At 73.8% G+C, this 19,080-nt stretch carries 18 protein-coding genes and 1 pseudogene; 9 read left to right on the top strand and 10 right to left on the bottom strand.

The window, feature by feature from the left end; all coding sequences use genetic code 11:
- Positions 1 to 111: 111 nt before the first annotated feature.
- Positions 112 to 777 carry a DedA family protein gene (locus AC0OLQ_RS01995; protein ID WP_484529962.1) on the top strand — a complete coding sequence of 222 codons (666 nt, stop codon included), beginning with the start codon at positions 112 to 114 and terminating at the stop codon, positions 775 to 777.
- On the opposite strand, the gene AC0OLQ_RS01990 is transcribed toward AC0OLQ_RS01995, so the two are convergent.
- On the bottom strand, positions 752 to 1,390 hold the full coding sequence (locus tag AC0OLQ_RS01990; RefSeq protein WP_484529961.1) for a TetR/AcrR family transcriptional regulator: 639 nt from the start codon (positions 1,388 to 1,390) through the stop codon (positions 752 to 754). The genes AC0OLQ_RS01995 and AC0OLQ_RS01990 overlap by 26 nt on opposite strands.
- 77 nt (positions 1,391 to 1,467) lie before the next feature.
- Between AC0OLQ_RS01990 and AC0OLQ_RS01985 the strand changes: the two genes are divergently transcribed.
- From AC0OLQ_RS01985 to AC0OLQ_RS01970, 4 genes are all read left to right on the top strand, one after another.
- On the top strand, positions 1,468 to 1,920 hold the full coding sequence (locus AC0OLQ_RS01985) for an SCP2 sterol-binding domain-containing protein (protein WP_357332174.1): 453 nt from the start codon (positions 1,468 to 1,470) through the stop codon (positions 1,918 to 1,920).
- Position 1,921: 1 nt separating this feature from the next.
- Complete coding sequence (locus tag AC0OLQ_RS01980) at positions 1,922 to 3,136, top strand: acyl-CoA dehydrogenase family protein (RefSeq protein WP_357332172.1); 1,215 nt, start codon at positions 1,922 to 1,924, stop codon at positions 3,134 to 3,136.
- A gap of 183 nt (positions 3,137 to 3,319) precedes the next feature.
- The gene (locus AC0OLQ_RS01975) at positions 3,320 to 4,885 is read left to right on the top strand and encodes an AMP-binding protein (protein WP_484529960.1); all 1,566 of its coding nucleotides are present in this window, start codon (positions 3,320 to 3,322) and stop codon (positions 4,883 to 4,885) included.
- 96 nt (positions 4,886 to 4,981) lie between these two features.
- Positions 4,982 to 6,544, top strand: a complete 1,563-nt coding sequence (locus tag AC0OLQ_RS01970) for a N,N-dimethylformamidase beta subunit family domain-containing protein (RefSeq protein ID WP_484529959.1) — start codon at positions 4,982 to 4,984, stop codon at positions 6,542 to 6,544.
- A 113-nt stretch (positions 6,545 to 6,657) separates the two neighbouring features.
- Here AC0OLQ_RS01970 and purD read toward each other — a convergent pair whose 3' ends face one another.
- The 4 genes and pseudogenes from purD to AC0OLQ_RS01950 form a co-directional block, all read right to left on the bottom strand.
- Complete coding sequence (gene purD / locus AC0OLQ_RS01965; RefSeq protein ID WP_484529958.1) at positions 6,658 to 7,905, bottom strand: phosphoribosylamine--glycine ligase; 1,248 nt, start codon at positions 7,903 to 7,905, stop codon at positions 6,658 to 6,660.
- A gap of 38 nt (positions 7,906 to 7,943) precedes the next feature.
- A complete protein-coding gene (locus AC0OLQ_RS01960; protein ID WP_484532241.1) occupies positions 7,944 to 8,540 on the bottom strand; it encodes a hypothetical protein in 597 nt (198 codons plus the stop codon).
- A 234-nt stretch (positions 8,541 to 8,774) separates the two neighbouring features.
- A pseudogene (locus tag AC0OLQ_RS01955) lies at positions 8,775 to 8,891 on the bottom strand (type IV toxin-antitoxin system AbiEi family antitoxin domain-containing protein); the annotation flags it as partial.
- Between the two features lie 209 nt (positions 8,892 to 9,100).
- The gene (locus AC0OLQ_RS01950) at positions 9,101 to 10,390 is read right to left on the bottom strand and encodes an adenylosuccinate synthase (RefSeq protein ID WP_484529957.1); all 1,290 of its coding nucleotides are present in this window, start codon (positions 10,388 to 10,390) and stop codon (positions 9,101 to 9,103) included.
- A 122-nt stretch (positions 10,391 to 10,512) separates the two neighbouring features.
- Between AC0OLQ_RS01950 and AC0OLQ_RS01945 the strand changes: the two genes are divergently transcribed.
- Positions 10,513 to 11,511 (top strand): diacylglycerol kinase family protein, encoded by a 999-nt coding sequence (locus tag AC0OLQ_RS01945; protein ID WP_484529956.1) that lies wholly within the window; start codon positions 10,513 to 10,515, stop codon positions 11,509 to 11,511.
- Between the two features lie 74 nt (positions 11,512 to 11,585).
- Complete coding sequence (locus AC0OLQ_RS01940; protein WP_484529955.1) at positions 11,586 to 13,571, top strand: MinD/ParA family ATP-binding protein; 1,986 nt, start codon at positions 11,586 to 11,588, stop codon at positions 13,569 to 13,571.
- A gap of 48 nt (positions 13,572 to 13,619) precedes the next feature.
- Here AC0OLQ_RS01940 and AC0OLQ_RS01935 read toward each other — a convergent pair whose 3' ends face one another.
- Positions 13,620 to 14,048 carry a DUF3151 domain-containing protein gene (locus tag AC0OLQ_RS01935; protein WP_484529954.1) on the bottom strand — a complete coding sequence of 143 codons (429 nt, stop codon included), beginning with the start codon at positions 14,046 to 14,048 and terminating at the stop codon, positions 13,620 to 13,622.
- 262 nt (positions 14,049 to 14,310) lie between these two features.
- Here AC0OLQ_RS01935 and AC0OLQ_RS01930 point away from each other — a divergent pair, with 262 nt between their 5' ends.
- On the top strand, positions 14,311 to 15,525 hold the full coding sequence (locus AC0OLQ_RS01930) for an LOG family protein (protein ID WP_484529953.1): 1,215 nt from the start codon (positions 14,311 to 14,313) through the stop codon (positions 15,523 to 15,525).
- 53 nt (positions 15,526 to 15,578) lie between these two features.
- Here the strand turns inward: AC0OLQ_RS01930 and fbaA are convergent, their stop codons facing one another.
- Complete coding sequence (gene fbaA / locus AC0OLQ_RS01925) at positions 15,579 to 16,601, bottom strand: class II fructose-bisphosphate aldolase (RefSeq protein ID WP_484529952.1); 1,023 nt, start codon at positions 16,599 to 16,601, stop codon at positions 15,579 to 15,581.
- A 131-nt stretch (positions 16,602 to 16,732) separates the two neighbouring features.
- Positions 16,733 to 17,116: a phage holin family protein gene (locus AC0OLQ_RS01920; RefSeq protein WP_262283517.1), complete on the bottom strand. Its 384-nt coding sequence runs from the start codon at positions 17,114 to 17,116 to the stop codon at positions 16,733 to 16,735.
- Between the two features lie 139 nt (positions 17,117 to 17,255).
- Here AC0OLQ_RS01920 and AC0OLQ_RS01915 point away from each other — a divergent pair, with 139 nt between their 5' ends.
- The gene (locus AC0OLQ_RS01915; protein WP_262283518.1) at positions 17,256 to 17,468 is read left to right on the top strand and encodes a hypothetical protein; all 213 of its coding nucleotides are present in this window, start codon (positions 17,256 to 17,258) and stop codon (positions 17,466 to 17,468) included.
- A gap of 34 nt (positions 17,469 to 17,502) precedes the next feature.
- On the opposite strand, the gene AC0OLQ_RS01910 is transcribed toward AC0OLQ_RS01915, so the two are convergent.
- Both AC0OLQ_RS01910 and AC0OLQ_RS01905 read right to left on the bottom strand, forming a co-directional pair.
- Entirely contained in the window at positions 17,503 to 18,552 is a 1,050-nt protein-coding gene (locus tag AC0OLQ_RS01910) for an LCP family protein (protein WP_484529951.1), read from the bottom strand.
- Positions 18,552 to 19,034, bottom strand: a complete 483-nt coding sequence (locus AC0OLQ_RS01905; protein ID WP_357332151.1) for a SigE family RNA polymerase sigma factor — start codon at positions 19,032 to 19,034, stop codon at positions 18,552 to 18,554. Before AC0OLQ_RS01905 ends, AC0OLQ_RS01910 begins: the two co-directional genes overlap by 1 nt.
- Between the last annotated feature and the right edge of the window lie 46 nt (positions 19,035 to 19,080).

Below are 19,080 nucleotides of genomic sequence, written 5' to 3'. Positions count from 1 at the left end.
GGGTTGGGGGCCGACCCCGACGGCCCTCGGGGTACGACGCGACGAAAGTAACCGTCGCCGGGCGACCGACGGCAGATGGCGGGGACGGGCGGCGCGACCAGCATCGGGGCCATGGATTCCGTGCTCGACCTGCTCCACCAGACCATGTCCTCGCCCTGGGTCTACCTGGCGCTGTTCGCCATCGCGGTGGTCGACGGCTTCTTCCCGGTGGTGCCGAGCGAGACCGCCGTGATCACGGCCGGGGTGTTCGCCGCCACCGGCCAGCCCGACCTGCCGCTGGTGGTCGCGGTGGCCGCGCTGGGCGCGTTCGCCGGCGACCACGTCTCGTACGCGATCGGCCGGCACGGCGGCGGCCGGCTGCTGGCCCGGCTCCCGGCGACCGTTGCGGATGGCGGCCCGGCGTCGGACGTGCCCGGTCGGAGCGGTCGTGGCAGCCGGCGGCGGGCCGCGGTGGAGTGGGCCGGGCGGGGCATCGCGGCGCGCGGCGGCCTGATCCTGGTCGTGGCCCGCTACGTTCCCGGTGGACGAACGGCCGTCACCCTGACCATGGGTGCGACCCGTTTTCCCCGGCGGCGGTTCCTCGCCTTCGACGCGCTGGCCGCGATCTCCTGGGGGGTCTACTCGGCGCTGGTCGGCTACCTGGGCGGGCTCGCCTTCGAGCGGGACCCGGTCCGCGGGCTGCTGGTGGGGCTCGGGCTGGCGCTGACCCTGACCGTGGTCGTGGAGGCGGTGCGCTGGGCCCGGGGCCGGGTCAGCCGGCCGTTGGGTGCCAGGTGATCCCGCGCAGCAGCTGGTCGGCGCCGAGCCAGGCCACGTTCATCATCCGGGTGGCGGTCTTCTCCGGGTCCGCCTCCGGGTGGTCGGCCAGCCAGTCGGCCAGCGACTCGGTCGCGCCGACCAGGGCGTACGCGACGACCTCCAGGTCCGTGGCGCCGACCTCGCGTCCCTCGGCGCGCAGCGCGTGGTCGAGCATCCCGGCGACCACCTCGACCAGCCGGCCGCGCATGGTGGCCAGCTCGGCGGCGAACGGCTGGGAGCCGCGGGCCTGCCGGTAGAGCACCGCCCAGCCGTCCCGGTGCGCGCCGACGAAACCGAAGAAGGCGCGCAGCCCGCGCCACAGCCGCTCGTCGGCCGGCAGGTCGGGAGCGGCCGCCCCGGCGATGGCCTCCATCATCCGGGTGCCCTCCCGGTGCAGGCAGGCGACGAAGAGCTCTTCCTTCGTGCCGAGGTAGGCGTAGACCATCGGCTTGGAGATGCCCGCGTCCTCGGCGATCTCGTCCATGCTGGCGGCGTGGAAGCCCCGGCGGGAGAAGACCTTGACCGCCGCGTCGAGCATCTGCTGCTCGCGCACGGCGCGAGGAAGGCGCTTGAAGGTCGGTGTGCTGGACACCCTTGCGAGCATACCTACTCGTGCGTAGGGTTACGCCAGAGTAACCAAAGTCGGCTCGCCCGAGAGGTGCATCCCCCATGAGTGACTTCGACCCGGCCAACTTCGCGAACGTCGGCCCGAAGGAGTTCGCGCAGCTGGTCAAGTCCACCCCCGACGACAAGATCGCCGAGGTGATGTCCGGCGACCTGCGCGGCAAGATCTTGAGCGAGGTCTTCAACCGGATGCCGACGCTGTTCCGGGCCGACCGGGCCGGCTCCACCAACGCGGTCATCCACTGGAACATCACCGGTCGCCCCGACGGTGGCACCGACACCTACGAGATCGTCATCGAGAACGGCACCTGCACCGCCTCGGAGACCCCGGCCCGGGACCCGAAGCTCAGCCTCACCATGGGCCCGGTCGAGTTCCTGAAGATCGTCTCCGGTGGCGGCAACCCGGTCATGATGTTCATGACCGGCAAGCTGAAGGCCAAGGGCGACCTGGGCCTCGCCGCCAACATCGCCAACCTGTTCGACATCCCCAAGGCTTGAGATGGCCGAGTTCTCGCTCGACCTGAACGAGGAACAGCGGGACCTTCGCGACTGGGTGCACGGCTTCGCCGCCGAGGTCGTGCGCCCGGCCGCGGCCGAGTGGGACGCCCGGGAGGAGACTCCCTGGCCGGTCATCCAGGAGGCCGCGAAGGTCGGCCTGTACGGCTTCGAGTTCCTCGCCACCTGCTGGGCCGACCCCACCGGACTCTCCCTCCCCATCGCCAGCGAGGAGCTGTTCTGGGGTGACGCCGGGATCGGCCTGAGCATCTTCGGCACCTCGCTGGCGGTCGCCGCCATCTACGGCGCCGGCACCCCCGACCAGCTCGTCGAATGGGTGCCGCAGTGCTTCGGCGACGTCGACCAGCCCGCCGTCGCCGCGTTCTGCACCACCGAGCCGGAGGCCGGCTCCGACGTCGGGTCGATGCGGACCCGCGCGGTCTACGACGAGGCCACCGACGAGTGGGTGCTCAACGGGCAGAAGGCGTACGCCACCAACGGCGGCATCGCCGGGGTGCACGTGGTGACGGCCTCGATCGAGCCGGAACTTGGCTCGCGGGGGCAGGCCGCGTTCGTCGTGCCGCCGGGCACGCCCGGGCTCACCGCCACCCGCAAGCTGCGCAAGCTCGGGCTGCGCGCCTCGCACACCGCCGACGTCTTCCTCGACGACGTACGGGTGCCGGGGCGCTGCCTGCTCGGCGGCAAGGAGGCGCTCGACGAGCGGCTCGCCCGGGCCCGCACCGGCCAGCGCGCCTCCAGCCAGGCGGCGATGCGCACGTTCGAACTGTCCCGCCCGACCGTCGGCGCGCAGGCGCTCGGCGTGGCCCGCGCCGCGTACGAGTACGCCCTCGACTACGCCAAGGAGCGGGTCCAGTTCGGACGCCCGATCATCGAGAACCAGGCGGTCGCGTTCGCGCTCGCCGACATGAAGATGGAGATCGACGCGGCCCGGCTGCTGGTCTGGCGGGCCTCCTGGATGGGACGCAACAACCGGCCGTTCAGCGCGGGCGAGGGCTCGATGTCCAAGCTCAAGGCCGGTGAGGTGGCCGTCTCGGTCACCGACAAGGCCGTCCAGCTCCTCGGCGGCGCCGGCTTCCTCCGCGACCATCCGGTCGAGCGGTGGTACCGGGACGCCAAGATCTACACCATCTTCGAAGGCACCTCCGAGATCCAGCGGTTGGTCATCTCCCGAGCCATCTCCGGTATGCAGATCCGCTGATCGCCGGCGGACCCCGACCCGACCCGCGACGGCACCGCCGTGCCGGGCGGTACCCCGTCGCGGGTCGGGCCGCCGGTCCACGTTCCGGGTGTCCGCAGACTGGGCGACTGATCACGTCGGCTGGGCCCCGCGCCGCCGCCGGTGCATGATCGGGAGACCACGAACGCGAAGGAGGGTTGCGACTTGGACCTGCCGTTCATCGTCGCCACGCTGACGCGACGCGGACTGCTCAACCCGGGCCGCCCGATCCGGGTGGCCTCCCAACTCAACGCGCTGCGCCGGTGGGGCTGGAGCCTCGCCGGGGAGCTGCGCCAGGCCGCCGCCCGCGACCCCGGGCGCACCGCCGTCGTCGACGAGCACGGTGCCGCGCTGACGTACCAGGAGCTGCTGGACCGGTCGGAACGGCTGGCCCGGTCGATGCGGGCCGGCCTCGGCGTGCAGGGCGGCGACCGGGTGGGTGTGCTCTGCCGCAACCACCACGGCCTGATCGAGGCGATTGTCGCCGCGATGCTGCTCGGCGCGGACGCCGTACTGGTCAACACCGGTCTGTCCGCGGCGCAGCTGGCCACCGTGACCGAGGAGCAGGGCCTGCGCGTGCTCGTGCACGACGCCGAGTTCGCCGAGCGGGTCCTCGGCCTCCCCGCCGAGCTGCACCGGGTCGACGAGCGCCGCCAGGAGGAGCTGATCGCCGGCGCGCTGCCCGGGGACCAGCTCCAGCCGCCGGAGCGGGACGGCCGGACCATCGTGCTCACCTCCGGCACCACCGGCGCGCCCAAGGGCGCCCGCCGGCCCACGCCGCACGGCTTCGGCCCGCTCGTGTCCATCATCGACCGGATTCCGCTGCACGTGCACGACACCGTGCTGATCGCCGCGCCGATCTTCCACACCTGGGGGTACGCCGCCCTGCAGGTGTGCTTCGCGCTGCGCGCCACGATCGTGCTGCACCGGCGGTTCGACCCGGCCGCCACGCTGGCCGCCCTGGCCGGGCGGTCCTGCGACGCGCTCTTCGCCGTACCGGTGATGCTGCAACGGCTGATGGAGGTGCCGCCGCCCGAGCCGCGGCCGCCGCTCAAGGTGGTCGCGGTCAGCGGCTCCGCCCTCCCCGGCGGCCTGGCCACCGCCTTCATGGACCGCTACGGCGACGTCGTCTACAACCTCTACGGCTCGACCGAGGTCTCCTGGGCCTCCATCGCCGGCCCGGCGGACCTGCGCGCCGCCCCCACCACGGCGGGCCGCCCGCCGCACGGCACCCGGCTCGAAATCGTGGACGACGCCGGCGAACCGATCCGGGACGGACGGGTCGGCCGGATCTTCGTGGGCAACGAGATGCTCTTCGAGGGCTACACCTCGGGGGCCGGCCGGGAGAGCCGCGACGGCCTGCTGGACACCGGCGACCTGGGCCGGATGAACGCCGACGGCCTGCTCTTCGTCGACGGGCGGGCCGACGACATGATCGTCTCCGGCGGGGAGAACGTATTCCCGTCCGAGGTGGAGGACCTCATCGCCCGGCTGCCGCAGGTCCGCGAGGTCGCGGTGATCGGCGTGCCGGACGCCGACTACGGCCAGCGGCTGGCCGCGTTCCTGGCCCTGCACCCCGGCGAGACACTCGACCCGGAGGCGGTCCGCGAGTACGTCCGGCACTACCTGGCCCGCTTCTCGGTGCCCCGGGACGTGGTGTTCGTGAAGTACCTGCCGCGCAACGCCACCGGCAAGGTGCTCAGCCGCGAACTGCGCCGCTACTACGGCTGATCCACAGGGGACGGACGGGCGGGCGCCGCCGGTGGTACCTTCCCCCTGCGCCGGCGCTACCGGCAGAGTCTCTCACCCCCACCGGGAGCCGCCCGCATGGTCCGGATCCGTCGGCGCTGGGCCCTCGGCCTTCTGCTGGGCGGCGTCTCCGCCACGGCGCTCGGCACCAGCGAGCCCGTGCTCAGCCGCCGCCGCGACGGCCCGCCGGTCCGCCGCCAGTCCCCGCCGGTCGAGGTGGAGAACCGCGCGGCCGGCGAGCCCTGGTGGCCGGACGACACCCGGGCCGCCGACGACCGGCGGCGGCAGATCCAGGGGTACGCCTCGACGACCAGCCTCGCCCCCGGCGAGTCCGTCGACTTCCACGTCGCGGTCAACCCGGCCGGCCGGTTCCGGATCACCGTGCACCGGCTCGGCTGGTACGACGGCGCCGGCGCCCGGACCATGCTGACCAGCCCGGAAATGGACGGCACGCCGCAGCCGGTGCCGGCCGCCGACCCCGCCACCGGGGCGATCGCCTGCCGCTGGCCGGTGTCCTGGACCCTCCGCATCCCCGAGGACTGGACCTCCGGCCTCTACCAGGCGGTCTTCACCTCCGCCGACGGCTGGCGCGCGTGCACCCCGTTCGTCGTGCGGGACGACCGGCGGGCCGCCGCGCTCTGCGTGGTGCTGCCGGTGACCACCTGGCAGGCGTACAACCAGTGGCCGCGGGACCGGCGGGCCGGCAAGAGCCTCTACAACGGCTACGCGGCCAGCGGGCGGCGCGATCCGGCGCCGCGGGCGCGCGAGGTCTCCTTCGACCGGCCGTACGCCGGCGCCGGCTTGCCGGCGCAGTTCAGCCGGGACCACGACGCCGTCCAGTGGCTGGAGCGCAACCGCTACGACGTCAGCTACGCGACCAGCTTCGACCTGCACTCCGGCCGGCTCGACCCGGCCCGGCACCAAGGGCTGGTGTTCTGCGGGCACGACGAGTACTGGTCGGCCGAGATGCGCCGGGCCGCCGAGGCCGGGCTGGCCGGCGGCACCAGCCTCGCCTTCCTCGGCGCCAACAGCGTCTACTGGCACATCCGGGTGCGTCCCGCCGCCGACGGCCGCCCCGAGCGGGTCGTCGCCTGCGCCAAGGCCATCCCCGACCCGGACGAGGACGCCACCGGGCCGACGGTGACCTGGCGCAACCTCGACCTCCCCGAGCAGGCGCTGCTCGGCGTCCAGTACAACGGCATCGTCGTCACCCCGCAGCCGCTGGTGGTCCGGTCAGCCGACCACTGGGTGTGGGCCGGGACCGGGGTGGCTGACGGGGACCGCATCCCCGGGATCGTCGGCGGCGAGGCGGACGGCGTCCACCCGACCACCGCCCGGCCCGTCGGGGTCGACGACACCCTGCTCAGCGCCTCGCCCTACCCCGCACAGCAGGGCGGGCGGCGGATACAGAACACCCACGTGTACGAGACGCCCGGGGGCGCGGTGGTCTTCGCCACCGGCACCCTCTGCTGGACCATGGCGCTGAACCGGCGCGGGAACCGCGACGAGCGAATCGAGCGGGCCACCGCCAACGTGCTCGACCGGATGATCGGCAGCGCGCCGGCCGACCGCCCGGAGCAGCCGGGCGGAACCGGCTCAAGCCTGGTGGATCGGCCCGGGGGCCCGACCGAGCACGACTAGCTGCGCCAACCCCTGCACGGTCACCGCCGGCCGCTGGTGGTCGGTGACCAGCGACGCGGCCATCGTCTCGCCGCACCACTCGGCCTGAGGCGAGGCCAGCCGGGGTCGCCCCGTCAGGCGGGCAGACCGACCCGGCGGTCCACGGCGGCTGCGGCGATGTCGGAGCGGTGGTGCGAGCCCGCCAGCTCGATGCCGCGGACCACCTCGTAGGCGGCGTCACGCGCGGCGGCCAGGTCGGGGCCGGTGGCCGTACCGCAGAGGACCCGGCCACCGGCGGAGCGCAGCGTGCCGTCGGCGTCCCGGCGGGTGCCGGCGTGGATGACCCCGGCCCGGTCCGCGCCGGTGATCACGTCACCGGTACGCGGCGCCGCCGGATAACCCTCGGCCGCCACCACGACGGTGACCGCCGCGCCGTCGCGCCAGCGCAGCGGCGGGTGCGCGGCCAGCGTGCCGGTGGCGGCGGCGTGCAGCAGCCCGCCCAGCGGCGTCTCCAGCAGGGCGAGCACCACCTGGGTCTCCGGGTCGCCGAAGCGGGCGTTGAACTCGATCACGCGCGGGCCGGCGGCGGTCATCGCCAGGCCCACGTAGAGCAGGCCCGCGAACGGGGTGCTCCGCCGGCGCAACTCCGCCAGCGTCGGGTGCACCACGTCGCGCATCACCTCGTCGACCAGGCCGGGCGGTGCCCAGGGCAGCGGCGCGTACGCCCCCATGCCACCGGTGTTCGGCCCGGTGTCGCCGTCGCCGACCCGCTTGAAGTCCTGGGCGGGCAGCAGCGGCACGGCGGCCTCGCCGTCGGTGACCACGAAGAGGGAGACCTCGGGACCGGCCAGATACTCCTCGATCACCACCCGGCCGCACTCCTCGGCGTGCCGCTCGGCGGTGGCGCGGTCATCGGTCACCACGACGCCCTTGCCGGCGGCCAGCCCGTCGTTCTTCACCACGTACGGCGCGCCGAACTCGTCCAGCGCCTTCCCGACGCTCGCCGCGTCGGTGCAGGTGTACGCCCGGGCGGTCGGCACACCGGCGGCGGTCATCACGTCCTTGGCGAACGTCTTCGAGCCCTCCAGCCGAGCCGCCTCGGCCGACGGGCCGAACGCCGCGATGCCCTTGGCGCGCACGGCGTCGGCGACCCCCGCCACCAGCGGCGCCTCCGGCCCGATCACCACCAGGTCGGCCGCCACCTCGACGGCGAGCGCCGCGACCCCCGCCGGATCGGTGGCGTTCACCTCCCGCAGCTCAGCCACCGCCGCGATCCCGGGATTCCCCGGAGCCGCCACCAGCGCCGAGACAGAGGGATCGCCGGCCAGCCCGAGCGCGAGCGCATGCTCCCGCCCCCCACCACCCACAAGAAGAACCCGCACGAGCGCATCCTACTGACCACCCCACCCCGCCCCGTCGATCATGAGGCGCCCCGCCCGGATGGTGGTCTCCGCGCGTTGACCGCCTGTCGGACCACCCAGGGGATGTAGTCGGGGCGGAGGGTGTCGGCCCAGGTGAAGCGCAGCACCGTCCAGCCGGCGTTGACCAGGCGATTCTGCCGGTGCCGATCGGCGTAGAGCGCGCTCGGCCCGCCATGCGCCCGCCGGCCGTCCGCCTCGGCGATGACCCGGGCGGCGCGCCAGCCCAGGTCACCGACGCCCAGCAGGTAGCCGTCGCCGTCGCGCACCTCCACCTGAAGGGCGTCCGGCGGGATCCGGCCGTCAACGCAGCGAAGCCGGGTACGCGTCTCCAGCGGCGACTGGGCCAGGCCGTTCGCCTCGGCGAGGTGGCCACGCGCGGCGACTGCGCCGCGTCGCCCGCGGAGCAGCGACGGGATCCGTTCGAGATCGCCCGGATCGAGCAGGCGTCGGTTCAGCGCGGAATCCAACAGCGAGACCGCCTGGTACCGGTCCTCCCGCAGCACGAGATCGGCCACCGTGCGTAGCGGACTGGTCGCCATGACCCCGGCCACACGCAGGACCTGCCCGGGCCCGATGACGAACTGACGCACCGCCACCTCGGGATGGGACGCACGGACCGGTCGCGCCGCAGGGCCAGGCACCGACAGGTGGATCACGTCGCTGCGCGGCAGTCCCTCGATGCGGTGCAACTCGGCGGCGGTGCCGAGCACTGCCGTGGCGCCCGGACCGAACGAGGCGACTGCCGCTCTGATCCGCGCACGTCGGGGGGATGTCGTCGTAGGCGTCCGCGTCGACCAGATAGCCGCCACGGGCCAGGGGACGCCACGGGCCAGGGGACGCCACCGGCCCGCCCGGCACATGCGCTGCACCTCGTGCCCGCTGAAGCCGGCGGCACGCGCCTGAGCCAGCGTCACCACACCGTCTCGAGCCGCGGCAACCCGCCGCACGATCGCCAGAGCATCCACAACCCGGCACGATCCACCGCCCCGCCCGAACTTACGACCCCTGTGGACAACCCTGTGGACACAGACGACAACCGGCAGGGTTGATCATGAAGTTATTGCGACCGAACTCGGCGTGTCCGAGCAATAACTTCATGATCACCGGGGCCGGCCGACGCGGGCCGACGCGAGAGGGCCCGGGAGGGCGGGGTTGGTTAGGGGAGGAGGGGGTGGCGGATTACGTTTTCCTCGCGGCCGGGGCCTACGCCCACGATGCTGACCTTGGTGCCGCAGAGTTCCTCGATGCGGGCGATGTAGCGTCGGGCGTTCTCCGGGAGGTCTTCCTCGGTTCTGGCCTTGGTGATGTCTTCCCACCAGCCGTCGAGCTCTTCGTAGACCGGGGTGGCGTGGTGGAAGTCGGTCTGCGTCATCGGCATGTCGTCGAAGCGCACGCCGTTGATCTCGTAGCCGACGCAGAGCGGCACCTTGGGCATGCCGGTCAGCACGTCCAGCTTGGTGATGACCAGGTCGGTGACGCCGTTGAGGCGGCAGGCGTACCGGGCCACGACGGCGTCGAACCAGCCGGTGCGGCGCTCGCGGCCGGTGGTGGTGCCGTACTCGTGGCCGACCTTGCGCAGGTGCTGGCCGTTGTCGTCGAACAGCTCGGTCGGGAACGGGCCGGAACCCACCCGGGTGGTGTACGCCTTGCTCACCGCGATGACCTTGGTGATGGCGGTCGGCGGGATGCCCGCGCCCACGCACGCCCCGCCCGCCGTTGGGTTCGACGAGGTGACGAAGGGGTAGGTGCCGTGGTCCATGTCGAGCATGGTGGCCTGGGCGCCCTCCAGCAGGACGGTCTCGCCGCGGTCCAGCGCGTCCCAGAGCATGACCCGGGTCTCCGCGATGTACGGCGTGAGCCGCTCCGCGTAGCCCAGGTACTCCTCGATCGTCGCGTCGAGGTCGATCGCCTTGCGGTTGTAGACCTTGAACAGCAGCTGGTTCTTCTCGCGGAGCGCCAGCTCCAGCTTCTTGCGCAGGATGCCGGGGTCCAGCAGATCCTGGAGCCGGATGCCCATCCGGGCGACCTTGTCGCCGTACGCGGGGCCGATGCCCCGGCCGGTGGTGCCGATCCGGGAGCTGCCCAGGTAGCGCTCGACCACCCGGTCCAGCGCCCGGTGGTGCGGCATGATGAGGTGCGCGTCACCCGAGATCCGCAGCCGGGAGACGTCCACGCCCCGCTCGGCGAGGCCGTCGATCTCCTCCAGCAGCACCTTCGGGTCGACCACCACGCCGTTGCCGATGACGATCATCGCGTTCGGCGACAGCGCGCCGGACGGCATCAGGTGCAGCGCGTACTTCTGGCCGTCCGGGGTGATCACCGTGTGGCCGGCGTTGTTGCCGCCGGAGTAGCGCACGACGTAGTCGACCCGCTCACCCAGCAGGTCGGTAACCTTGCCCTTGCCCTCGTCGCCCCACTGAGCGCCGATGAGCACGATCGCTGGCATCTTCTCCGCCTCCAGAAGGCTCGGGTGCCAGGTGGCGACCGGTCGGCGAGCCCGGGGTGTCAGGCTAACAAGTAGTGACGGCGGGACCGGCAGGGGTTCGTCGAGAAGCAGGAGGCTCCTTCGTGTACGACGTGGTGCTGCTCACCCTCGGCTCGGAGCGGGACGCTCCCGGCGGTGGCTGCGGCAGCGGTGGAGCCTGCTGCGGTGGTGCCTCGGAGGCGGCCGGCGAGCGGCCCGAGGAGCGCTGCGAGACGCCGCGCGTACCGGTGCTGGCCTGCGCGGACGCGCTGACCGCCCGGGGTGCCCGGGTGGAGACGGTGACCGCCCGCTCGGACGCGGAGATCGACGAGGTGCTGGCCCGCCTCGACGGCCCGCCCCGCGCCGACGGCCTCACCTGGCCCGACCCCGACTCCAAGACCCGGCTGGTCGTCGCCACGGCGAGTAACGGACAGTTGCGCGCCGTGCTACGCCGGCTGGTCCGGCGGTACGCTCCGCCGCCCAGCCGCCGCCCCGCCGACCTGGCCGACAACCGGACGGTGCCCGACCTGCCCCCGGTCGCCGTACTCCCGCTCGACCCGGCCCGGTCCGGGACGGCGCGTGATCTGGCCGCGCAGCTCGGCCTGCCCCGCGACCCGGCGGCGGTGGCCGCCGCGGTGCTGGACGGCACCGCCCGCAGGCTCGACCTGCTGCGCAACGACGGCGGCTCGGTGACGCTGGACGGCGCGCTGCTGGGCGCGGCCGACGACGCGGGCCGGCCGCTGCACTGGCGGGCCCGGGTCGAGGTCGACGGCACCCTGCTGAGCAATGGCGAGGAGCCGATCATGGCCTGCGCGATCGGCAACGCCGGCGGGTACGCGCGCCTGGACGACGTGACGTTGCTGGCCGATCCGGACCCGTCCGACGGCCGGGTCGAGGTGGCCGTGGCCGTGCCCGTGGTCACCCGGTCCGCGTTGGGCAGGAAGAGGGTACGGCTGGAGGTGCGCCGGGCCCGCGGCCGCGCGGCGGCGGTCGTACCCCGCGACGGGAAGGTGCCCTTCCTCGACGACGGCGTCGAGGGGGAGCTGGGCCGGAAGCGGTCCTGGTGGACCGAGCCGGGCGCCTGGGCGGTCTGGACGGTCTGACCTCCATCGATCCCGCTCGGGCCATCCGGCCGACCGGACGGCCTATCCTCGGGCGGGAGGAATGGGGAGGAACCGTGGTGCACGAGAATGCCGACCGGGCCCACGTGCCGGGTCAACCGCAGGTGCCGGAGCGGGACATCGAACCGCTCTGGCCGCCCGAGCAGACCGACCCGGTCGTCACCGCCCCGCCGTGGGCGGCCCCGGCCCAGCCGAACGCGCCGGCCTGGCCCGTTCCGCCCGCCGACGCGCCGCCGTCGACCCCGTGGCCGCGTCCGCCCGCTCCCGACGCGATGCGGACCGATGACGACGTGCCCGCGCCCCGCGCGGCGCAGCCCTCGGTCGACCTGAACCTGCCGTTCACCCTCGACCAACCGGACGGCATGCAGGGCACGGCCGGCCTGCACGGCGCGGCCGAGCCCGACGGCGCGGCCGGCGGCCCGGTGACGACCAACCGAGGACCGGCGGACGTGGTCCGGGCGGATGCCGCGACCGACGCCGGAACGCCCGGTGGAGCGGAGAGCCCCGGCGACGGCGGGGCCGGCCCGCCGAACGGCCGGCCGGAGTCCCCCTGGGCGCAGCCTCCGCAGCGTGCGACCCCCGACCCCGCCACGCCGGCACGACAGACCGGACCGGTTCCGCCATCGGACCAGGTCGGCAGCCCGGTCCAGCCGCCCACCACCGGACCAGCGACCCCACCCGGCACCGCCGGCCCGACGCAGCCCACCACCGGCCCCACCGTTCCCTGGCCGGTGGCGGCCGAGGCCGGAGCCGCCCCACCGGCGTCGGACGATTCCCACGGCGGCCCCGAGAGCACCGGTGGGTCGCCCGAGGCCGCGGCGCCGCGGCTCGGCCCGTTCCCGCCCTCACCGGGTGTGCCGCTCCAGCAGCCCTACGGCGACGGGACGGCGTACCCGCCGGGACCGGTCGGCTACGGGCAACCGGCGCCGCCGCAGGCCGGGACGGCCGGCTGGTATCCGCCCGCCTGGCCGCAGCAGGCCGGCCCGCCCCCGCAGCCGGGCACACCGCACCAACCACCGGCGCCACCGCAGCAGCCCGGGCCGTCCCCGCAGCCGGGGCCGCAGCAGCCGGGGCCGGGAGCGTACCCGGAGCAGGGCTGGACGGCGGCGAGCGGTGCCCCGCCGACGGCGGAGGACTTCGCCCGGCGGCGGCAGGTCCGACCGGCCGACCCGGTCGCCACCATGGGCGTCCGCGCGGTGGTCAACAAGATCGGGCTGGTCCGGCTCCCGCCGGGGCGGCAGGAGCAGGAGATGCGGCGCGACATCGAGATGGTGCGCCGCAACTTCGGCGGGCTGCGCCAGGTGACCGTGGTCAACCCGAAGGGCGGCGCCGGCAAGACGGTCGCCATCCTGCTGCTCGCCATGACCTTCGGCCAGAAGCGCGGCGGCTACGTGCTGGCCTGGGACAACAACGAGACCCAGGGCACCCTCGGGATGCGGGCCCAGCAGGACTTCCACTCCCGCACGGTCCGGGACATGCTGCGCGACCTGGCCCAGTTCCAGGGGCCGCACGGCCGGGTCGGCGACCTGTCGCAGTACGTCCGCTCGCAGGGCGAGGGGATGTTCGACGTGCTCGCCTCGGACGAGTCGGCGACCGGCGGCGAGATGTTGACGGCCGCCGCGTTCGCCGAGATCCGCGAGGTGGTCAGCCGCTTCTACAAGCTGATCTTCGTGGACACCGGGAACAACGTCCGCGCGCAGAACTGGCAGGCCGCCATGGACGCCACCGACCAGCTGGTGGTCACCATGTCGGCGCGGAACGACTCGGCCGAGACCGCCGCCCGGATGCTCGACCACCTGGAGCAGAGCGGCCGGCAGCGGCTGGTCCGGCAGGCGGTGACTGTGGTGTCGATGCCGCCGTCGCGCAAGGAGATCGACCTGCCGGCCATCCAGGAGCACTTCGCCGCGCGGACCCGGGCGGTGCTGCTGGCGCCGTACGAGCGGCTCATCGACACCGGCGAGCCGATCCGGTACGGCCAGCTCTCCTCGGCCACCCAAGACGCCTGGCTGAAGATCGCCGCATCGGTGGCGGAGGGGCTGTAGGACGGGCGCGACGGCCGGCTCCTCGCGGGGAACCGGCCGCCGGCCGGGTCAGTGGCTGGCCAGGGCGTCCCCGGCGGCCGGGTCGCAGTCGCGGAGGAACTGCGCGCAGCGCGCCGCCTCGTCCGCCTCGCCGATCTCGCCGGCCGCCCGGGAGAGCACGTAGAGGCAGCGGAGGAAGCCCCGGTTGGGCCGGTGCGACCAGGGCACCGGGCCGTGGCCCTTCCAGCCGCTGCGGCGGAGCTGGTCGAGACCCCGGTGGTAGCCGGTGCGGGCGTACGCGTACGCCGGGATGACCTGGCCCGCGGCGAGCGCCCGGGTGGCCAGCGCCGCCCAGCCCGCGCTGTAGGTGGGGAAGCGGGCCGCGACCTCGGCGAACGCCTCGTCGGTGTCCTGCTCGGCGGCGGCCGCCAGCGCGGCGTCGGCCTCCTCGTGCACGGGCAGGAGGGTGGCCGGTGGCTCAGGCAACAGGTTCTGCATCGCCCCATTCAACCCGCTTCGCCCTGGGCCACGCGAGGGGGTCCGGACAGTCGGTCGGCTGAACGGCTGAGGGTTTCGTCACGCCTGCGGCGTCCCGCCCACGTACCCGCGGCCCATGCCGCGGCGGAGCTTTTTCCACTACAACTACAGATCCGGAGCCTCCCCAGGACCGGGTAGTGCAGGAGCCCGGCGGCCTGGCCACCGGGCTCCTGTCCGTGCCGCCCGGGTTTGCCGGCTTGCCGCCCCGGGGCAGGATGACCTGGTGCCCACCCCACCGCCCGCGGACGTCATCGAGCCGCACGACACCAGCATCGACGAGATCGAGACCCGGACCGAGTTCGACCGGCGGCTGGCCGAGGGGAGCCTCGCCGGCCTGACCGTGCAGGGTCTCCGCCTCGACCTGGACCCGGTCCCCGACCTGCGCGGCGTCGAGGTCGCCGGCACCCTCTTCGTGGGCTGCCGGTTCGCCGACCGCGAGGTCGGCGCCGACCTGGTCCGGCGTGGCGCGAACGTCGTCCCGCCCTTCTCCGGGCTGCCCTACCCGACCCAGCCGGCCCACCTCTACACCGCCGACGACCTGGCCGCCGGCTTCGCCGAGGGCGGCTTCGCCGGGATGTACGACACCCGGGTCTACGCGCACTTCCGGGCGCACGGCGGCGCCCTGCCCGACGTGCGGGAGGCGCTCGGCCAGCGGCTGCACGACCACGGCGTGGACAACGCCCTGGCCGACGCCACCCGGGCCTGGCTGGCCGTGCACGGGCCGCAGTCCGTGGTGGGCGTGATGGGCGGGCACGCCGTGCCGCGCGGCAGCGCCGCGTACCGGATGGCGGCGGTGCTGGGCTGGGAGCTGGCGCGGGCCGACCGGCTCGTGGTGACCGGTGGCGGTCCCGGCGTGATGGAGGCGGCCAACCTGGGCGCGTTCCTCGCGGCCTGGCCGGCGGAGGAGCTGACCGCGGCGATCGACCTGCTGGCCGGCGCGCCCGACTTCACCGACCACGACCGCTACACGGACGCGGCGCTGCAGGTCCGGGCCCGGTACGCGGCCGGGCCGACCCTGCCCACGCCCCGCCCGGCGGCGGCCGGCACCGAATGGGCCCGCTCGGGCGGCCTGGCCATCCCCACCTGGCTGTACGGCCACGAGCCGGCGAACCTGTTCGCCGGGCGGATCGCCAAGTACTTCTCCAACGCCATCCGGGAGGACACCATCCTCCGGCTGGCCCGGGGCGGGATCGTCTTCGCGCCCGGCCGGGCCGGCACGGTGCAGGAGGTGTTCCAGGCGGCCACCAAGACCTACTACGGCACCGACGGGGCGAGCGGCGCGTACGTCTTCCTGGATCGGACCTACTGGACCACCGAGCTGCCGGTGGAGTCGCTGCTGCGGCCGCTCTTCGCGGCCTCCCCGTTCGGCGACCTGTCGGCCACGGTCCACCTGACCGACGACGTCCGCGAGGCGGTTCGGGTGCTCACCGCGAGCTGAGACGCGCGGAGGCCGGCACCCGATCGGGTGCCGGCCTCCGGCTCACGCGGTGGTCACTTCATCGTGGTGCCGGTGGAGCGCAGGTGCTCGCAGGCCTCCACGACGCGGGCGGCCATGCCGGCCTCGGCGGCCTTGCCCCAGACGCGCGGGTCGTACATCTTCTTGTTGCCGACCTCGCCGTCGACCTTGAGCACGCCGTCGTAGTTCCGGAACATGTGGTCCGCGACCGGCCGGGTGAAGGTGTACTGGGTGTCGGTGTCGATGTTCATCTTCACCACGCCGTAGTCCAGCGCCTCGCGGATCTCCGACAGCAGCGAGCCGGAACCGCCGTGGAAGACCAGGCTGAGCGGCTTCTCCTTGCCGTACTTGGCGCCGACCGCCACCTGGATGTGGTGGAGCACCTCCGGGCGGAGCTTGACGTTGCCCGGCTTGTAGACGCCGTGCACGTTGCCGAAGGTCAGCGCCGCCATGTAGCGGCCCTTCTCGCCGAGGCCGAGCGCGTCGACCATGGCCAGACCGTCCTCGACGGTGGTGTAGAGCTTCTCGTTGATGGCGTTCTCGACGCCGTCCTCCTCGCCGCCGACGACGCCGACCTCGATCTCGAGGACGATCTTGCCCTTGGCGGCCTCGGTGAGCAGCTTCTCGGCGATCTCCAGGTTCTCCGCCACCGGCACGGCCGAGCCGTCCCACATGTGCGACTGGAAGAGCGGCTCCTGGCCGTTCTTCACGCGCTCCTGCGAGATGGCCATCAGCGGCCGGACGAACTTGTCCAGCTTGTCCTTCGGGCAGTGGTCGGTGTGCAGCGCGATGTTCACCGGGTACTTCTTGGCCACCTCGTGCGCGTACGCCGCGAAGGCCACCGCGCCGGTCACCATGTCCTTCACGGACGGGCCGGACAGGTACTCCGCCCCGCCGGTGGAGACCTGGATGATGCCGTCGCTCTCCGCGTCGGCGAAGCCCTTGAGCGCCGCGTTCAGCGTCTGGGAGGAGGTCACGTTGATCGCGGGGTACGCGTACCGGCCGGCCTTGGCCCGGTCCAGCATCTCCGCGTAGGCCTCGGGGGAAGCGATGGGCATGTCGAACGCTCCTTACTTACCGCTCTCGGCCGTGCAGGCCGCTCTCTTCCTTGGGTGCGCCGGACCGCGCTGTCCACCGCGGGAAGTATCCCGTAGGAGCGCGCGGCGGACACAACCGACCCGGGAACCGCTCACCGCTTCCCCAGCCTGTCCGGCACCACGACGCTGATCAGCCAGCTCACCACCGCCATCACGATGGCGCCCCAGAAGGCCGCCCAGAAGCCGTCCACGTGGAACGGCAGATCCAGCCCGCGGGCGATCCAGTCGGTGAGCAGGAACAGCAGGGCGTTGACCACGAGCGCGAACAGACCGAGTGTGAGCAGGTAGAACACGCAGCCGAACACCTTGATGACCGGCTTCAGCACGGCGTTGACCACGCCGAAGATGAGCGCCACCACGACCAGGGTGAACGCCGTGTTCGCCCCGTTGCGGCCGGTCACCTCCACGCCGGGCACGATGAGCGTGGTGATCCACAGTGCGATCGCGGTGATCGCCAGCCGGATCAGGAACCCCACGCCATCATCCTGGCACCGGGTGCTCGCCCCGGAGGGGACAATCGCCGACTCCACCGTTCCACCCCGCTCCCGAGCGGGGACCCGGGTCAGCCCGTACGGTGTGGTGGGAACTGTCCGCACCGAGATCCAGGGAGGGAAGATGGGTCAGCCCGACGAGGACTTCGCCCCGAGCGACCACCTCGCTCCGGAGGAGCGGGACCTGGAGGCGGAGCCGGCCGACGCGGTCGAGCAGGCTGCGGCGGTCACCCCCGACGACGCCGACGGCGAGCCGCACCGGGGGCTGGAGGTCGGCGACTGGGACGCCATGGAGCAGGCCCGGGTGGTCACCGCCGACGAGGACGACTACCGCTGAGCCGCGCGGGCGGGGCCGGCTGGCCCCGCCCGCATCAGCGCAGGCTGGTGACCTGTTCCGGGTGGGCAGCGGTCCACGCACCGAGCTGGTCGCCGCGCAGCGCGTCGAGCAGGCCGGGGGCCAGCGCGGGGTCGAGCCGGAACCCGTACGGCTGCTTCTCCTGATACCGGACCGGCAGGCCCACGGCGACGGGCTCGGCGGTGGCCGCTTTCCCCGCCGCCGAGATCACGGCCGGCAGGGACAGCTCCCCGGTGTCGGTCACCGGGCCCGAACCGACCTTCGTGAGCAGCCGGCTGAGCAGCACCGGGTTGGTCAGCACGCCCTGCTCCTCGACCCGGCGGAGCAGTCCGGCCGCGTACCGGCCGGCGTTCCGGTCCCGGTCCAGGCCGCCGTCAGGCATGCCGTACCGCTGGCGGAGCACGTCCACCGCGGCGGTGCCGTCGAGCCGCTGGCAACCGGCGGGATAGGCCCGCCGGGTGTGGTGCGAGCGGATCGCCGTCGGCAGGCACACCGACACGCCGCCGACCGCGTCGGTGAGCTCGCGGGCCGCCCGGTAGGTGAGCACCGCGCCGGCGTCGATCCGTACGCCGGTGACCTGGGCGACCACCTCTCGGGTCGCCTGGTATCCGGCGGCCAGATCCTTCCCGGCCGGCCCGGCGCCGAAGGCGAAGGACGCGTTGAGCTTGTCGGTCCCCCGGCCCGGGATCGGCACCAGCAGGTCGCGCGGCAGGGAGACCAGGTAGAGCCGGCTGCGGTCCGCCGGGACGTGCACCAACAGCACGGAGTCGGCGCGCCGGCCCCCGCCGGCCTGGTCCAAGCCGAGGAGCAGCACGTTCAGCGCGCCGGTGGGCGTCGGCGAGGGCCCCGCCACCAGGTCCGCGGTCTCCGGCTGACCCGGCGCGATGGCGGTGAAGCCGGCCAGCGCGGCGGCCACCACCGCCAACGCCGTGCCCGCCAGCCGGAGCCGGAGCCGGCGGCGCCGGCGGCGGACCACGACCCGGTCGATGGCGGCCCGGACCGGGCCGGTGGGCGGGGTGAGCGCCTCGCGCCGGGCGAACGCGGCCCGCAGGTCGTCCTCGATCATCAGCAGACCTCCACGTACTCGGCTCGGAGGGTGGCCAGGGCCCGGGAGATGCAGGAGCGGACGGTGCCGACGGCGCAGCCGAGAATCTCGGCGATCTCCGCGTCGGGCAGGTCCTCGTAGTAGCGCAGCACCAGCGTGGCCCGCTGGCGCCGGGGCAGCCGGGACAACCAGGACCAGACCTGGTCCCGGTCCACCGCGGACTGCGCGTGGTCACTCGGCGCCGGCACCGCCTCGTCCGGCTCGCCGCGCAGCAGCACCCGGCGCGCCCACGAGCCGCGCCGCCAGTCGACGAACTGGTTGGTGAGCATCCGGCGCACGTACCGCTCCGGCGCGTCGCTGCGGGCGACCCGGCGCCAGTTGAGCTGGACCCGGACCATCGTCTCCTGCACCAGATCCTGGGCCTGGTGCGGATCCCCGGTCAGCATGACCGCGTACCGCAGCAGGGCGCCCAGCCGCGCGTCGGCGAACTCCTCGTACGTCACTGCACCTCCCGGTGTCCCGCCCTGTTGACGGGTACGGGCCGGCGGA

This window comes from Micromonospora sp. Utrum1, from assembly GCF_057197805.1.
This window is presented reverse-complemented; position numbering and strand designations above follow the sequence as displayed.

Coding starts and splice junctions, on each gene's coding strand:
- AC0OLQ_RS01995 (WP_484529962.1), top strand. CDS start 112: ATGGATTCCGTGCTCGACCTGCTCCACCAGACCATGTCCTCGCCCTGG.
- AC0OLQ_RS01985 (WP_357332174.1), top strand. CDS start 1,468: ATGAGTGACTTCGACCCGGCCAACTTCGCGAACGTCGGCCCGAAGGAG.
- AC0OLQ_RS01980 (WP_357332172.1), top strand. CDS start 1,922: ATGGCCGAGTTCTCGCTCGACCTGAACGAGGAACAGCGGGACCTTCGC.
- AC0OLQ_RS01970 (WP_484529959.1), top strand. CDS start 4,982: ATGGTCCGGATCCGTCGGCGCTGGGCCCTCGGCCTTCTGCTGGGCGGC.
- AC0OLQ_RS01950 (WP_484529957.1), bottom strand. CDS start 10,390: ATGCCAGCGATCGTGCTCATCGGCGCTCAGTGGGGCGACGAGGGCAAG.
- AC0OLQ_RS01935 (WP_484529954.1), bottom strand. CDS start 14,048: ATGCAGAACCTGTTGCCTGAGCCACCGGCCACCCTCCTGCCCGTGCAC.
- fbaA (WP_484529952.1), bottom strand. CDS start 16,601: ATGCCCATCGCTTCCCCCGAGGCCTACGCGGAGATGCTGGACCGGGCC.
- AC0OLQ_RS01915 (WP_262283518.1), top strand. CDS start 17,256: ATGGGTCAGCCCGACGAGGACTTCGCCCCGAGCGACCACCTCGCTCCG.
- AC0OLQ_RS01910 (WP_484529951.1), bottom strand. CDS start 18,552: ATGATCGAGGACGACCTGCGGGCCGCGTTCGCCCGGCGCGAGGCGCTC.